This is a genomic window from Paenibacillus sp. GbtcB18 (assembly GCF_019091125.1).
GTDB classification, from domain to species: domain Bacteria; phylum Bacillota; class Bacilli; order Paenibacillales; family NBRC-103111; genus Paenibacillus_F; species Paenibacillus_F chitinolyticus.
In genome coordinates this window covers 49975-64472 of the sequence record NZ_JAGXJX010000011.1, presented here as the reverse complement: position 1 = coordinate 64472, position 14498 = coordinate 49975, and the positions used below count along the sequence as shown (strand labels likewise).

General features: G+C 55.2%; 15 protein-coding genes. 5 read left to right on the top strand and 10 right to left on the bottom strand.

Annotation, left to right across the window (positions count from 1 at the left end; translation table 11 throughout):
* Positions 1–240: 240 nt before the first annotated feature.
* Positions 241–1740, bottom strand: coding sequence for a catalase (locus KVT34_RS25350; RefSeq protein WP_217562322.1), 1500 nt, complete (start codon positions 1738–1740; stop codon positions 241–243).
* A gap of 255 nt (positions 1741–1995) precedes the next feature.
* Between KVT34_RS25350 and KVT34_RS25345 the strand changes: the two genes are divergently transcribed.
* Both KVT34_RS25345 and KVT34_RS25340 read left to right on the top strand, forming a co-directional pair.
* Positions 1996–3012, top strand: a complete 1017-nt coding sequence (locus tag KVT34_RS25345; protein WP_217562320.1) for a glycosyltransferase family 2 protein — start codon at positions 1996–1998, stop codon at positions 3010–3012.
* Positions 3013–3297: 285 nt separating this feature from the next.
* The gene (locus tag KVT34_RS25340; protein ID WP_217562318.1) at positions 3298–3588 is read left to right on the top strand and encodes an alpha/beta-type small acid-soluble spore protein; all 291 of its coding nucleotides are present in this window, start codon (positions 3298–3300) and stop codon (positions 3586–3588) included.
* Between the two features lie 77 nt (positions 3589–3665).
* Here the strand turns inward: KVT34_RS25340 and KVT34_RS25335 are convergent, their stop codons facing one another.
* From KVT34_RS25335 to KVT34_RS25325, 3 genes are all read right to left on the bottom strand, one after another.
* A complete protein-coding gene (locus KVT34_RS25335; protein ID WP_217562316.1) occupies positions 3666–4352 on the bottom strand; it encodes a hypothetical protein in 687 nt (228 codons plus the stop codon).
* Between the two features lie 162 nt (positions 4353–4514).
* A complete protein-coding gene (locus tag KVT34_RS25330) occupies positions 4515–4802 on the bottom strand; it encodes a hypothetical protein (RefSeq protein WP_217562314.1) in 288 nt (95 codons plus the stop codon).
* A gap of 238 nt (positions 4803–5040) precedes the next feature.
* The gene (locus KVT34_RS25325) at positions 5041–5265 is read right to left on the bottom strand and encodes a DUF1128 domain-containing protein (RefSeq protein WP_042229828.1); all 225 of its coding nucleotides are present in this window, start codon (positions 5263–5265) and stop codon (positions 5041–5043) included.
* Between the two features lie 204 nt (positions 5266–5469).
* Between KVT34_RS25325 and KVT34_RS25320 the strand changes: the two genes are divergently transcribed.
* Positions 5470–5871 carry a secondary thiamine-phosphate synthase enzyme YjbQ gene (locus tag KVT34_RS25320; protein ID WP_217562312.1) on the top strand — a complete coding sequence of 134 codons (402 nt, stop codon included), beginning with the start codon at positions 5470–5472 and terminating at the stop codon, positions 5869–5871.
* Here the strand turns inward: KVT34_RS25320 and KVT34_RS25315 are convergent.
* From KVT34_RS25315 to KVT34_RS25305, 3 genes are all read right to left on the bottom strand, one after another.
* Positions 5852–6493: a TetR/AcrR family transcriptional regulator gene (locus KVT34_RS25315; protein ID WP_217562310.1), complete on the bottom strand. Its 642-nt coding sequence runs from the start codon at positions 6491–6493 to the stop codon at positions 5852–5854. The genes KVT34_RS25320 and KVT34_RS25315 overlap by 20 nt on opposite strands.
* 34 nt (positions 6494–6527) lie before the next feature.
* Entirely contained in the window at positions 6528–7166 is a 639-nt protein-coding gene (locus KVT34_RS25310) for a YigZ family protein (RefSeq protein WP_217562308.1), read from the bottom strand.
* 196 nt (positions 7167–7362) lie between these two features.
* Entirely contained in the window at positions 7363–8718 is a 1356-nt protein-coding gene (locus KVT34_RS25305; RefSeq protein WP_217562306.1) for a glucose-6-phosphate isomerase, read from the bottom strand.
* Between the two features lie 361 nt (positions 8719–9079).
* Here KVT34_RS25305 and KVT34_RS25300 point away from each other — a divergent pair, with 361 nt between their 5' ends.
* Complete coding sequence (locus KVT34_RS25300; RefSeq protein ID WP_217562304.1) at positions 9080–9979, top strand: NAD(P)-dependent oxidoreductase; 900 nt, start codon at positions 9080–9082, stop codon at positions 9977–9979.
* Positions 9980–10444: 465 nt separating this feature from the next.
* On the opposite strand, the gene ppnP is transcribed toward KVT34_RS25300, so the two are convergent.
* Positions 10445–10762 (bottom strand): pyrimidine/purine nucleoside phosphorylase, encoded by a 318-nt coding sequence (gene ppnP, locus KVT34_RS25295; RefSeq protein WP_009672106.1) that lies wholly within the window; start codon positions 10760–10762, stop codon positions 10445–10447.
* Positions 10763–10841: 79 nt separating this feature from the next.
* Positions 10842–12863, bottom strand: coding sequence for a transketolase (gene tkt / locus KVT34_RS25290; protein WP_217562302.1), 2022 nt, complete (start codon positions 12861–12863; stop codon positions 10842–10844).
* 154 nt (positions 12864–13017) lie between these two features.
* On the opposite strand from tkt, the gene KVT34_RS25285 reads away from it, so the two are divergent.
* Positions 13018–13479: a hypothetical protein gene (locus KVT34_RS25285; RefSeq protein WP_217562300.1), complete on the top strand. Its 462-nt coding sequence runs from the start codon at positions 13018–13020 to the stop codon at positions 13477–13479.
* A gap of 123 nt (positions 13480–13602) precedes the next feature.
* Here KVT34_RS25285 and purU read toward each other — a convergent pair whose 3' ends face one another.
* The gene (gene purU / locus KVT34_RS25280) at positions 13603–14490 is read right to left on the bottom strand and encodes a formyltetrahydrofolate deformylase (RefSeq protein ID WP_217562299.1); all 888 of its coding nucleotides are present in this window, start codon (positions 14488–14490) and stop codon (positions 13603–13605) included.
* Positions 14491–14498 lie beyond the last annotated feature (8 nt).

The window sequence follows — 14498 nt, the reverse complement described above, 5'->3', positions numbered from 1 at the left end:
GGGGACAGCCTCTTTTTTTAGTATCGGCCCTTGAAGACACGGCCTACGGCATCTTTGTTTGAGCCGATGGACCGCAGGGCCATCTATCTTAAAAACCTCGCGCCGGAAACGGCAGCGCAGCCGGAGCCCTCCAACATCCGTGAGCGCGGGCATCGTGACACCATGCGGGAAGGGGGGGATTCTTCCTGCATGGCGGCGAGCCGCTTGGCCCGATGCCGCTGTTCCGCCCCGGGTGACAAATTAACGCGGAGGCATTTGTCCGGAACCGGAACCCGCTCCCTGCGGAATAAAACCGCCGAGATCGATTCCGAGTCCTTCCGCAAGCCGTGTCCCGTATTCCACATCGGCACGGAAGAAGTTGCAGACGGCGCGAAGCTGGATTTGCATGTCCGTTTGTTTGAGATCGTTCACGAGGTTATCGATCAGGTTTGCGCGCTCTTCCGGCGTAAACCGGCGGTAACGCTCGCCTGCCTGCGTGAAATCGTCCGTTTTCTGGATTTTGCGGCGTGTAGTGGAGCCCGTCAGCGGATTTTCGCTCTCCGCATAGGCGCTTCCCGCTTCTTTCGGCGAATGGTCGTAGGAATTCGGCTCGTAATTGATCGGCGAATGGTCTTGGCGAACCGCCATTTGACCGTCCCGCTGATAATTGCGGACCGGCGCATAAGGGCAGTTTACCGGAATCTGCATGTAGTTCGGTCCCAATCGGTGGCGCTGTGTGTCCGGGTAGGAGAACAGACGGCCCTGCAGAAGTTTGTCTTCGGAAGGTTCGATCCCCGGCACAAGCACGCTAGGTGCAAAAGCGGACTGCTCGACTTCGGCGAAGAAATTTTTAGGATTCTCGTTCAAGGTCATCCGTCCCACTTTAACGAACGGAACGAGGTCTTCCGGCCACTCCTTCGTCGGATCGAGGGGATCGAAGCTGAATGAGTCCAAACGCTCCGGTTCCAGCATCTGCACATTCAGTTCCCATTCCGGGTAACTGCCCGCCTCGATAGCGTCATACAAGTCGCGCGTCGCGTGATTGTGGTCGCGGCCTCCCTGCTCCTGCGCTTCTTTGCGGCTCAACGAGCGGACACCTTGCAGCGATTTCCAGGTGTATTTGACGTAAACGACCTTGCCTTCCGCGTTCACCCATTTGAAGGCGTGTACCCCGAATCCGTCCATTTCCCGGTAATTGGCGGGAGTACCGAGGTCGGAGAAAACCCAGGTCAGCATGTGAGTCGATTCGGGAGAAAGCGACATGAAATCCCACAAGTGATTAGGCGTTTGGACATTTGTATGCGGAGCCGGCTTCAGTGAATGCACCATGTCTGGAAATTTGAGCGCATCGCGGATAAAGAATACGGGCAAATTGTTGCCGACAAGATCATAATTTCCTTCGGACGTGTAGAATTTGACGGCAAAACCGCGCGGGTCACGAAGCGTCTCCGGCGAGCCGCTCGGATGAATAACCGTCGAGAAGCGGACAAACACTTTCGTTTCAACGGAAGGGTCCTGCAAAAAAGCGGCTCTCGTATACTCGCTCATACTGGCATAAGGCCGGAAGACTCCGAACGCCCCCGCACCCCGCGCATGAACGACACGTTCCGGAATACGTTCACGGTCAAAATGAGCCAGTTTCTCCAAAAGGTGATAATCTTCGAGCAGCGTCGGTCCGTGAGTACCGGCTGTCTTCGAATTCTGATTGTCGGCAACGGGCACGCCTTGATTCGTTGTGAGATAAGGACGATGGGGATTCATTCTGCACCTCTTTATAATTATTATTAGTTGAAAATGATTATCAATGTCATGACGGTAGTATAGCATCGTCTTCTTGTCCCCGTCAATAGAATGACTACAAAATTGTAATTATTTTAATCTAGAAAAAATCGCCTGATTTCTACACGTTCCGACGAGAAGGCAATTGCTTTATCCGGCCGTGCTTGTTTACAATAAGAATAATCCGGTGGGATGCAGCAATGTCCAGTCCAGGATAAGAAAGGAAGATTTTACGGGATGTCGAGCCCAATTTTAACCATCGTGGTGCCTTGCTATAACGAAGAAGAAGTTCTCCCGGAAACGGTAAGCCGGTTAAGCGCGGTTCTGGACCGCCTCATCCAAGAAAAACTTGTCGCAAGAGAAAGTGTGATGATGCTTGTCGATGACGGCAGCAAAGACCGGACCTGGGAGCTTATCGATCAATACAGCCGTTCCCATGACTATGTAACAGGCATTAAGCTCGCACGGAATGCGGGCCATCAGAATGCCCTGCTTGCAGGCTTGATGACGGCGCGGCATACATCGGACATCGTGATTTCCATCGATGCGGACCTGCAGGACGATACGGACGCGATACGCGAATTTGTACGGAAGTATCTGGAGGGGGCCGAGATCGTTTACGGAATCCGCAGCGACCGGACGACCGACACCTGGTTCAAAAAAACGACCGCCGAATCCTTCTATAAATTAATGCTACGTCTGGGCGTCCAGATTAAGAACAACCATGCGGATTACCGGCTTATGAGCAAACGCGCTCTGGATTATTTATCCCAGTACAAGGAAGTCAACGTGTTTCTGAGAGGGATTGTCCCGCTCCTGGGACTTCGTACGGCCGAGGTTATGTACGAGAGGAAAGAACGTTTTGCCGGGGAATCGAAGTATCCGCTGCGCAAAATGCTGTCGTTTGCACTGGACGGCATCACTTCGTTCAGCGTTAAACCGATCCGGATGGTGACGGTTACCGGTTTTCTGTTCTCCATTATCAGCCTGCTGGCGGGCGCTTATGCCATTATTTCGAAATTATGGGGAACGACGGCTTCCGGTTGGACTTCTCTTATTTTATCCGTCTGGTTTATCGGCGGGGTGCAGCTTCTTGCCCTGGGGCTGATCGGAGAATATATCGGCAAAATCTACCGGGAGGTCAAACACCGTCCCTTGTATCTCATCGAAAAGTCAATCCCGGCGCAGCAGGACTATGAAGGCCCGGCAGACTTTGACCGAATTCCGGTAGGGGCGGAACGAGCGGGGCGTTAGCTTTGTGACGGCAACCGGCTTTCAGTGAAATGACGGGCATCCGCCCTTTTGCCGGAATTCCGGGGGCGTGATATCCTCACGGCCGGCTTCAGCACGAAGCTCAGCCTTTTTGCCGCGAACTTTATGCTCGCAGCTTCTCATCACACCGTGTGCTTACTGCGCACGGTTTTTTCTATATGGACTGACTCAGGCTCCGGACTTACGACTATCTTGCCGGACCCGATATCGCCGGACCCATTGATACTCCGGGCACTCTTGGGCATCCTAACCGCAGGAGGTGATAACATGGCAAGAAGACGAAGCCGCAGAGCTGCTGTTCCCGGAAGCGAACGCAGTCTGGATAAGCTCAAGGGCCAGGTTATGAGAGACGCGGGCTACAACGTGTCCGCCGATCAGCCGAACCTGGTTAAATACGAAGTCGCCCGCACCCTCGGAGTGCCTCTCGAGCCGGGCAACAACGGTCAGCTCCGCACCGAGGATGCCGGTAAAATCGGCGGCGAAATCGGCGGCCGCATGGTGCGGGAGCTTGTCCGGATGGCGCAGAAGCAGCTGGCGGAACGCGGCGGACCGACGTGACGCCGGGACGCAGCCTGCCGGGAGTGCCCGCAAGTTCGCGCTCTGCGCGGCGGAGCATAGAGCTGCGGCTCCGTCCGTCACCGGCGGGCCAAATCGGCCCGGATGACCAGAGAGCCGTCTTCGCTGGTCATCCGGCATGATCCCCGCCGGATAGGCCTGAACAGGCGAATGGTCCGCTTCCCGCCGATCGCGCTGCCGCTAAGCCGGATGCTCCACCTGTCCGCCGCCAGTTCAATCTCTCCCGGGCGTATCCCCGAAGGCTGCTGCACGGTTACCACCAGCCGGCTTCCGTCCTCGGTTATCGAGTAGGCAAAAGAATCCGCTGCCTTAACCTTGGCGGTTTCCCGCTTCTTGCTTCCCGCAGCGAGGCCTTTAACAGGCTTTAGGCCGGGGATGGGAATCGCCGCGGGAAGCTTGGCGGCGGCAGGCTGAACTCCGCTTGCCCGGCGTTTCTCCCCGTCGCGGAACAGCGCGCTTCCCTGCGTGTTCGGGCCCGCCGGTTCCCCGGCCGGCTCGTTTTCCCAATCGGTTCCCATCCACTCCGGAATCCGGTAGCCCGGCATCGCCTGCCGGAGAAGCTTATCCAGCCATTGGTCCAGCCACGCCGTGTTTTCCGGGTCTTCCGAAATCCGTTTGGACAGCTCGGTAAACAAAGTCTCTCCGCCTCCGAATATGGAGGAAAACGAAGGAATCTCGCCGGAACGAAAACCGAATTTTCGTTCCCACTCTTTTTCATAGTCGAACTCGTTCTTTCCTCTGTTCATCTTCTTCCCCTCTTTCCGCTTCTTGCCAGAAACACAACGTCGTTTCCCCCCGCCTTATACACACCAGCCTATTCCGCAGCCGGACCTTTAGTGTTGGGTCAAGCCCGCCCGCAAATAAAAAAACAGGTCCCGTAACCGGAACCTGAAGTACTGTCTCGTTATTTACCAGAAAAACCCGGGACCGCCAAAACCGCCGCCGTAACCGAAGCCGCCGCCGAAACCGTAAGGTCCGAATCCGTTGACAAACGGGGATGTGCCGATGGCAAGCAAATCAAACAAGACGAGAGGAACGAACGCTTTTGTTTGAGCGGTTCCCTCCTGAGGCTCGAGAATCAGCTCGTTACCTTGAATACGTACCAGTTTGCCTCTAACCATGGACCCATCCTTACGGACGGCCACGATGTTCTGCCCGACCAGCTTGGACGCGTCATTACGAAGCTTGGAACTCATACCGTCTACCTCCCTTTTCAGCGAATCATGCATGCTACCCTACAACATATGCGGCCGGCTAACGGCCCGATTGGATAGCTGTCCCTTCTTCTTTTTTTAGGGGGTCAAGGTATTCTTTCCGAGAGAACGCAAGGAGTGCGAGTTGAAGGAAGGTGTCTTTTTTTTCATAGAAAAAAGCCCTCTGCCGGAAGATTTCATCTCCATGCAGAAAGGCTTTTCGCAAAAGGGCTAGCAGGCTTCAGGCCTTGCGGAGCTTGCCCAGTTCCGTTGTGATCGCGTCAATTTCGCTAATGCTGAAATTGGGCTTGCTCATCACCAGATCGTACAAATCCTTAAGATCTTCATATTGTTCCTGGCTAAAGTTGGACGCTTTAATCGAACCGCCTGTCGCCATTCTAAGTTTCGTTTTGATTTCGTCGAACATATACTCTACATTCTGTTCCGACCATACCGCCAAATCCAATGCGTTTCATCCTCTCGTTATCCGGTTATGCTTTCATTGTAACACGTTTTGACACCGGAAATCCCGTCCGTTACGATAGAATCTGACCCAGGTCCGGGCTTGACCATGCCGTGCATATAAGAGGATGCGCAGCCTGCTCGGCTTCCTATGCATCCGATCTTTAATGCACGCCGGGTACAAACGCCGCAAGGAGGAAATTCGCTTATGCTGCATACCTACGATCTTGTTACCCGCAAACGGGACGAAATGGTTGAAATTACAGACATCGTGGCTAGGCTGGTTCAGGACAGCAGTCTGGAAGACGGCACCGCCATCATATACTGCCCTCATACGACGGCAGGGATTACGATCAACGAGAATGCCGATCCCGATGTAAAAAGAGATGTGCTCATGCGCCTGGATGAAGTATTTCCCTGGGAGCATCCCCGCGACCGTCATGCGGAAGGCAATACGGCCGCTCATCTGAAAGCCATGACCGTCGGAACCTCGCAAACCGTATTTATCCGTGGAGGCCGCCTTCAGTTGGGCCGCTGGCAGGGAATCTACTTCTGCGAATTTGACGGCCCTCGCAGCCGTACGTTTACCGTTAAGCTGATTCGTGATTGACCAGACTGACTTTGGAAGATTCGGAACGGGCCGCCGTAGAGACCATGTTGCCGCACAACAGCTGTACATGCTCTTCGGCAAGCTGTTCCACCAGCTCGTACGTCTGTCCGTAATGAATGGAATGCGAGATGAATCCGTGCATGGACATGAACAAGTTCCACGGGAGCCGGTATTCCTGATCTTCCTTGTCCGGCATTCCCGAAATGACCTGACGTACGACCGTGGCAAACAGATCGAAACATTTCGCCTGCTCGGTACGAGAGTACTGACGCAGCTCCTCGTCCCGGATCATAAACATGATTTCGTAGTGATTCGGGTTCTCCAACCCGAACCGGATAAACTCCATCATCAGTTTCTGCAGCAGGGGAACCCCGAGAACAGCGGATTCGACGATGATTTGCCGCTGCCGCTGCAGAAGTATGCTGAAATCCTCCAGAATGAGCGCATTGAACAGCTCTGCTTTTTCTCTAAAATGATAGTATAACGCGCCATGGCTGTAACCCATTGCTTTAGCGATGCTTCGCATCGTTAAAGCGCGATAACCGCGAGTTACGAATAACTCCCTGGCCTCTTCAAGAATCCGCTCTCTGCTAAGTTCCTGAGCGACTGCCTTCCTCGCCATAAGAATCCCTCCGCTTCGGTGGTGTATGAAATTGTTAGGGTAGCTCGCTATGTTCGATATATGTATGTTCGCCGCGTATGATGTTTCCTTGACCTTGGGTCAAATCGGTAAACCAGTCGGCAAAAGAATCCGCTTCGGCAGATAAGGGATAGCACCGGAGGATTACCTTGTCGGTAAATTCCGTATCGCCCATCCGCATGTTGCGGTTCCGCAGCTCATTCTCCACTTTACCCAGCCAAGTATAATCGATTTCAGCGAGCAGTTCCTGATGACTTACTTTGTAAACGGGCACCGCGGCCTGTATTCCCGCGACGGCGCCATCCGTGTAGGCTCTGATCAGCCCTCCGGCTCCCAGCATAATACCGCCGAAATACCGGGTGACGACTACGGCCACGTTCTTGAGATCCATATTGCGGATCACTTCGAGAATCGGCTTGCCGGCTGTGCCGCTCGGCTCCCCGTCGTCCGACTGTTTCTGAATCTCGTTGCGTTCCCCGATCATGTAAGCGGAGCAGTTGTGAGTCGCCATCGAGTGTTCTTTCTTCACGCCGGCGATAAAAGCAAGCGCTTCCTCTTCGGACGAAACCGGCAACGCCTGACCGATAAACCGGGAACGTTTGATAATAATTTCATCGGCTCCATGCTTTTGTACCGTTCTGTAGGATGCTATCATGCCGCTTCTTCATTCCATTTCCTGACGAATGCGCCTTCTGTTTCATATCATTTTACACAAATCAGAATATTAGTACAATAGTTAATTTAGTTCTACTATTATTTCCAACAAAAAACAGACCTATTCCCGCAGGAAAAGGCCTGTTTTCGTTCAAAACCCGCTCACAGAGCCCGATACGGGTTCTGTCTAGACGAAACTAGTCGTTAAGGCGGGCTTCCAATTTCGCTTTGTCTTCTTCGTAACCGGGCTTGCCCAGCAGGGCAAACATGTTTTTCTTATAGGCTTCCACGCCCGGCTGGTCGAACGGATTCACTCCCAGGAGGTAGCCGCTGATGCCGCAGGCTTTTTCGAAGAAGTAAACCATGTAACCGAACGTGTGAGCCGAAGTATCCGGCAGTGTCACGATCAGGTTAGGCACGCCTCCGTCCGAGTGAGCCAGCATCGTACCCTGGAACGCTTTTTTGTTCACGAAATCCATCGTTTTGCCGCTCAGGAAGTTAAGCCCGTCCAGGTTCTCTTCATCGGTTCCGATGACGATCTCCTCTGCGGACTGGTCTACGAACAGAACCGTTTCAAACAGGTTGCGTGTGCCTTCCTGGATGAATTGGCCCATGGAGTGAAGGTCTGTCGTGAAATCGACGGCAGCCGGGAAGATCCCTTTGTTGTCTTTACCTTCGCTCTCGCCGTAAAGCTGCTTCCACCACTCCGATACATAATGCAGGGAAGGCTCGTAGTTCACGAGAATCTCCGTCGTTTTGCCTTTGCGGTAGAGCGCGTTGCGGACAGCCGCGTACTGGTAGCTCGCGTTCTCGCTCAGCTCGGGATTGGAGAAAGCTTCGCGCGCATCGGCCGCGCCCTGCATCATTTCTTCGATGTCGATGCCGGCAACGGCGATCGGAAGCAGGCCTACGGCCGTCAGCACGGAGTAGCGTCCGCCCACGTCGTCCGGGATAACGAAGGACTCGTAGCCTTCGCCGTTGGCAAGCTGCTTAAGAGCGCCCTTCTCGCGGTCGGTCGTCGCGTAGATGCGCTTGCGCGCGGCTTCTTTGCCGTATTTTTTCTCCAGCAGCTCGCGGAAAATACGGAAAGCAATCGCCGGCTCCGTCGTCGTTCCGGATTTGGAAATGACGTTTACGGAGAAGTCCTTGCCTTCCAGCAGCTGCAGAAGGTGCGTTACGTATGTAGAACTGATATTCTGGCCGACGAAGTACACGGCCGGAGTTTTACGCTTGTCTTTATCAAGCAGGTTATAGAAAGAATGGGACAGCATTTCAATCGCCGCGCGGGCCCCCAGGTAGGAACCGCCGATGCCGATCACGACAAGCGCCTCGGAATCGGATTGAATTTGTTTCGCCGCCTTCTGGATTCTGCCGAACTCTTCTTTGTCGTAAGCGACCGGAAGATCGATCCACCCTAAATAATCACTACCTGCTCCGGTTCCGTTATGCAGTTGGTCATGTGCGGTACGGATCGGCCCGGCCAGGTAATCAATTTCGTGCTGGGCTACGAAGTCAAGCGCCTTGCTGTAATCAAATTGCAGCTTCTGGGTCAACTTTCTCTCCTCCTCGGTTCTTATACTTGGTTCTTTCCTCTAGCATACCGCTTCTGTGCCGCTGTCCGCAAGTCGCGCGCCCAAGGCATGCTGCCTCTTTGCAAAACGTGCTACAATAGGAAAAACGCCTAGTGCCGTACCTTCATCCGAGCGCTTGCGGGGAAGGCTTCATGGAACGGATACGTGCGGGCGGGGCCTGCCGGACAACCCTCCGGTAGTATTGCCAGGATGGCGGATTTATTCTCCGGAAACACCCGGCGCATCGGCTTCGCATGCATTGATTCCTTACTATAAAAGCTTTCCGGACAAACTGCAAGTGAAATTATCGTGTCTGGCGTGACTCTAAACGAGGTGATTAGTGATGAAACAAATCGGATTTATCGGATTAGGCACCATGGGCGCTCCGATGGCCCTGAATCTGCTCCGCAAAGGGTACGCGGTCGCCGTATATAACCGCAGTGCCGATAAAGCGGCGGAGCTTGTCCAGGCGGGCGCTTCGCTTGCCGCAACCCCTGCGGAAGCCGTCTCCGGCGCCGAGGTTCTGTTCACGATGCTGAGCAGAGATTCCGCCATCGAGAGCGTTTTTTACGGCGAGAATGGGGTTCTGGAGAAGGCCGGTGAAGGCCTTACCGTGATTGATTCGAGCACCGTTTCCCCGGCCCTCAGCCAGCGTCTTCACGCCGATCTGGGCAAACGCGGGGCGTACTTCCTGGACGCGCCCGTAACGGGAAGCAAGCCCGCTGCCGAAGCGGCGACGCTCGTGTTCATGGTCGGCGGAGACCGCCCCGTGTTCGACGCCCAGCACGCGCTGCTGAGCGATCTCGGCAGCAAGGTGCTTTACATGGGGCCGTCCGGTTCCGGCTCCTATACGAAACTGGCCCACAACACGATTGTGGGCATCAACGCGATCGGCCTGATGGAGGGCCTCTCGATCGCGACGAAAGCAGGCCTTGCCCCCGAGCAGTTCCTGCAGATTGTGCAGGCGGGTTCCGGCAACAGCAAGCAGGCCGAACTCAAAGGTCCGAAGATCCTCGAACGCGATTTCAGCAACCAGTTCTCGCTGAAGCTGATGCTGAAGGATCTGCTGCTGGCGTCGGACCTGACAGGCAAATTCCAACTGCCCGCTCCCATGCTGCATGCAGCCACCACCGTCTTCCAGATGGGCCTGAGCAAAGGCCTCGGCGAGGAAGACCTGGCCGCCGCCATCCAGTGCTACGAGGAATGGATGAACGAGCGTGTGGAGAAGAAAGGCGGGCAGTAAAGCTCGCCTTATAGGCGGTGCCGGTGGGTATCAAGGTAACGGCGGGCGGGCTTGTATTTCTGCTTGCCTCGTGAATTATGCGCTGTTTAGGGACTCACTACGTACCACCGTCCGTTAACAGTATCGGTAACCGCGCTTCAGTTTTATCGGCGTGTTTCGTGGTGATGCCGCGTACCGAGTAAAACAATCCAGCATAGGCGGCGTAAGCTCGCCTCGCCGCTCCGCCTGTAAGCGGTCGCGAGATCCCAGGGGGCACACACCGGCGAAACCGCGGCTCCGGTGAACCACCGTCATGCGGAGCCAACCACCGCGTGCCGAGAGCTCCGCACGGCAAGAAAGGCCCTACCGAACGCTGCGTTCGGTAGGGCCTTTTCTGTCTTTGGCTTCGTGCTGCCGCGGTGCATGCATCTGCCGTCGCGTGTACCCGCAGACGTACTGGCCCGCAGACGCAACTAAAACGGAAGCCTATTCCGCGATGTAGGAGCAGCAGTAATCCGTGACGGTCCGGACTTTCAGCTTGAATTTCGCATTTGCCGGGACGGTAAACTCCCCTTCACCCTGAATGTCCGTCCAATCGGATTCGCCCGGAAGGAGGACGCTCAGGTCGCCGGCCAGGATTTCCATGATCTCTTTGGAGTCCGTACCGAATTCATACTCCCCCGGAAGCATGATGCCCAGCGTCTTCTTCGTGCCGTCCGCGAACAGAACGGCGCGGCTGGTCACTTTCCCCTCAAAATAAACGTTCGCTTTCTTGACTACGGTAACTCCTTCGAAATTCGACAACCTGTTCTCCCCCTCGTGATTGGCGGCTGCACATAAGGACGACCCTGTGAAAGCGGTCGTCCGGATGGCAATCCTGTATTTATTTAAGCAGTTCTTTGACGCGCTTGGCGACATTCTCTGCCGTAAATCCGAATTCCTTGATAAGCAGATCGCCGGGAGCCGAAGCGCCGAACGTGCTGATTCCGAGGATAGAGCCCTCGTCGCCTACATAACGTTCCCATCCGAGCGGATAAGCCATCTCTACGCCGAGACGCTTTTTGACGTCCGGAAGCAGGACGGAATCCTTGTACTCTTGGGACTGCTTCTCGAACAGTTCCCAGCTCGGCATGCTGACGACGCGTACTTGGATGCCTTCTTCGGCGAGCAGTTTCTGCGCGGCCACACCGTGCTGGACTTCCGAGCCCGTCGCAAGGATAAGCGCGTCCGGCTTTCCGTTAGGCGCGTCGGATACGACGTAAGCGCCTTTGGAGAAGTTCTCGCGCGCATATTTGGCGGAGCCTTCGAGCTGCGGCAGGTTTTGGCGGGTCAGGATGAGCGCATACGGCCCGTCGTTGTGCTCCATCACGTAACGCCAAGCTTCGCTCGTCTCATTGCCGTCCGCAGGACGGAGAACGGTCATGCCCGGAATGACGCGGAGGGCCGCAAGCTGTTCGACCGGCTCGTGAGTCGGGCCGTCTTCGCCTACGCCGATGCTGTCATGCGTGAAGACGTAGATCACCGGCTGCTTCATCAGGGCAGCCAGACGGATCGACGGACGCAGGTAGTCGGAGAACACGAAGAACGTGCCGCCGTATACGCGGAGACCGCCGTGCAGGGAAATTCCGTTCAGGGCGGCGCCCATTCCGAATTCGCGCACGCCGAACCAGATGTTGCGGCCCGCGTAATTTTCCGCGTTGAAAATCGGAGCGTTCTTGATCTCCGTGTTGTTGGAGCTTGCCAGGTCGGCGGAACCTCCGAAGAAGAACGGAACGTTCTTCGCTACGGCATTCAGCGCGTTACCGGAAGCGGCGCGCGTAGCCAGAGCTTTGTCTTCCGGCGTGTACACCGGAAGGTCGCGGTCCCAGCCTTCCGGAAGCTTGCCGCTTTCGCCCAGTTCAAACTGCTCGGCGAGTTCAGGGAAAGCTTTGCAGTAGTCGTCGAACAGCTTCTTCCATGCCTGTTCGGCCTGGATGCCTTTTTCTTTAACCGCCGCATAATGCTCGCGGACTTCTTCAGGAACATAGAAATCTTCTTCGTAGTTCCACTTGTAGAATTCCTTCGTCAGCTTGGCTTCTTCCAGACCGAGCGGGGAACCGTGCGGTCCGGCATGTCCGCCTTTGCCGCCTTTGTTCGGGCTGCCGTAGCCGATCGTCGTTTTCACTTCGATCAGAGTCGGGCGGGTCGTGTCGGCTTTCGCCTCTTCAACCGCACGATTGAGGGCTTCCAGGTCGTTCTGCTCTTCTACGCGGAGCACCTGCCAGCCGTATGCTTCGAAACGTTTTTGAACATTTTCGGTAAAGGAAACGTGCAGATCGCCGTCAAGCGAAATGTCGTTGGAGTCGTACATCATGATCAGCTTGCCCAGTTTAAGGGTTGCGGCCAGTGAGACGGCCTCGGAAGATACACCTTCCATCATATCGCCGTCTCCGCAGATGGCGTATGTATAGTGATCGATAACCGGGTAACCTTCACGGTTGTACAGGCCGGCCAGATGAGCTTCGGCCATCGCCATACCCACGGCCATGCCGATACCTTGTCCGAGCGGACCGGTTGTCGCGTCTACGCCCGCCGTGTGACCGAACTCGGGATGTCCCGGAGTCAAGCTTCCCCACTGGCGGAAATTTTTGATTTCTTCCATCGGAAGGTCGTAACCCGTCAGGTGCAGAATCGCGTAAAGCAGCATGGAACCGTGGCCTGCAGACAGAACAAAGCGGTCGCGGTTGATCCATGTCGGGTTGGCCGGGTTATGTTTCATTTGATTCGCGAACAGCGTATAAGCCATAGGCGCGGCTCCCATAACGATGCCGGGGTGGCCGGACTTGGCTTTCTCGATAGCGTCGATTCCGAGTGTACGGATCGTGTGAACGGCAAGTTCCTGAATAGGCGTATTGCTTGCAGACATGGTGTATCCTCCTAGGAATAGTCTCGTGTTATACTGTTGTTGATATTATCACCAATATTGAAGCTTTAGTTCCATTATAAAGCTAAAATTCGAAACCGCAATGTCAGGCCCGCCGTGTAAGCGCCCGCATTCGGGCAAGGGGAGGGAAACGCGGATGAGCCGCTCTTTTTTTGAAAACGGAAACACGCTTGTCCCGCGGGGCTTTGCTTTCGGGCTGGTGCCCGGGGCCATACTCGCTCTGTTTTTTAAAGCGGTGGAATACTTTGCAGGTTCCCGCGTCTATACGCTGCTGCTAAATGTCGACTTTATCCCGGGTCTTGGAGGCGATCAGCCTGAATGGTTCGAACTGACCCTGCATCTGGCGGTTTCGGTCTTTATCGGGTTCTTGTACGCGATACTGCTCGGACGCACGGAAAAACCGTGGCTGCCGGGAATTCTGCTCGGTATCTCGCCTATCCCCTTGTTCGTACCTCTTACCCAACTGGCCGTATCGGCGAAAACACCCGTCCTTTCGGATGTAACCGCCATGATCTGGTGGATCGCGGGACACCTTCTTTACGGCGTGATACTCGCCGTCTTAGGCGCCAGAGCTCTTCAAGCTTCCAAAAAGGAATGACCCGCTTTAAAGCGGCACAGTCCAGGGCCATGCTCCTTTAATAAAATCCGAAGCGGCATAGACAGCCTTCTTCGGATTTTTTTCTGAAAAGCCTTGATGTGATATAACTCCGCGGCCGCGGCGTTAGCTGAATACGACCGTTTTGTTCTGATGAACGAGAATGCGGTCTTCCGTATGCCAGGAAACGGCCCTTGCCAAGACGATCCGCTCGATATGACGGCCGATGCGCTTCAAATCGTCGACATTGTCGCGGTGGCTGACGCGCTGCACGTCCTGCTCGATGATCGGACCTCCATCCAGTTCCTCGGTCACGTAATGCGCGGTCGCCCCGATCAGCTTAACTCCCCGCCCGTGAGCCTGCGCGTAAGGTTTGCCTCCGACGAAAGCCGGAAGGAAGGAATGATGAATATTAATGATCCGGTTCTGGTAATGCTTGATAAAAGAAGGTGGAATAATCTGCATGTACCGGGCGAGGATGATCAGATCCACCTGGCCTTCGAGCAGTTCCAGGTGGCGCTTCTCCACCTCGGCCTTCGTATCCGGAGTTACCGGAATATGGTGGTACGGAATACCGAACGGCTCGACGAGCGGAGCCATATCCGGGTGGTTGCTGACGATCATGGCGATATCCGCGTCGAGATCCCCGGCACGCCAGTGCCACAGAAGCTCCAGCAGACAGTGATCTTCTTTGGACACGAAGATCGCCAGACGTTTTCTCTGACTGGCCAGCGATAGGCTCCAGTCCATAGAGAATTCCGCCGCTACTCCGGCAAAATCGGCCTCAAGCCGCGTCTTGCGCTGCTCGAGGTCGGTTAAGTCGAATTCGATCCGGATAAAGAACATGCCGCCTTCCGGGTCCATGGTGTACTGGTCCGACTGAACGATGTTCGCCCCGTATTCGGACAAAAATTTGGATACCGCGGCCACGATTCCAGGCCGGTCCGGGCAGGAAATGAGCATTCTGCCGCGGTTTTGTTTGCCGGCTGCGCCGGACGTATTTGCTGCTGCCATCTCTACTG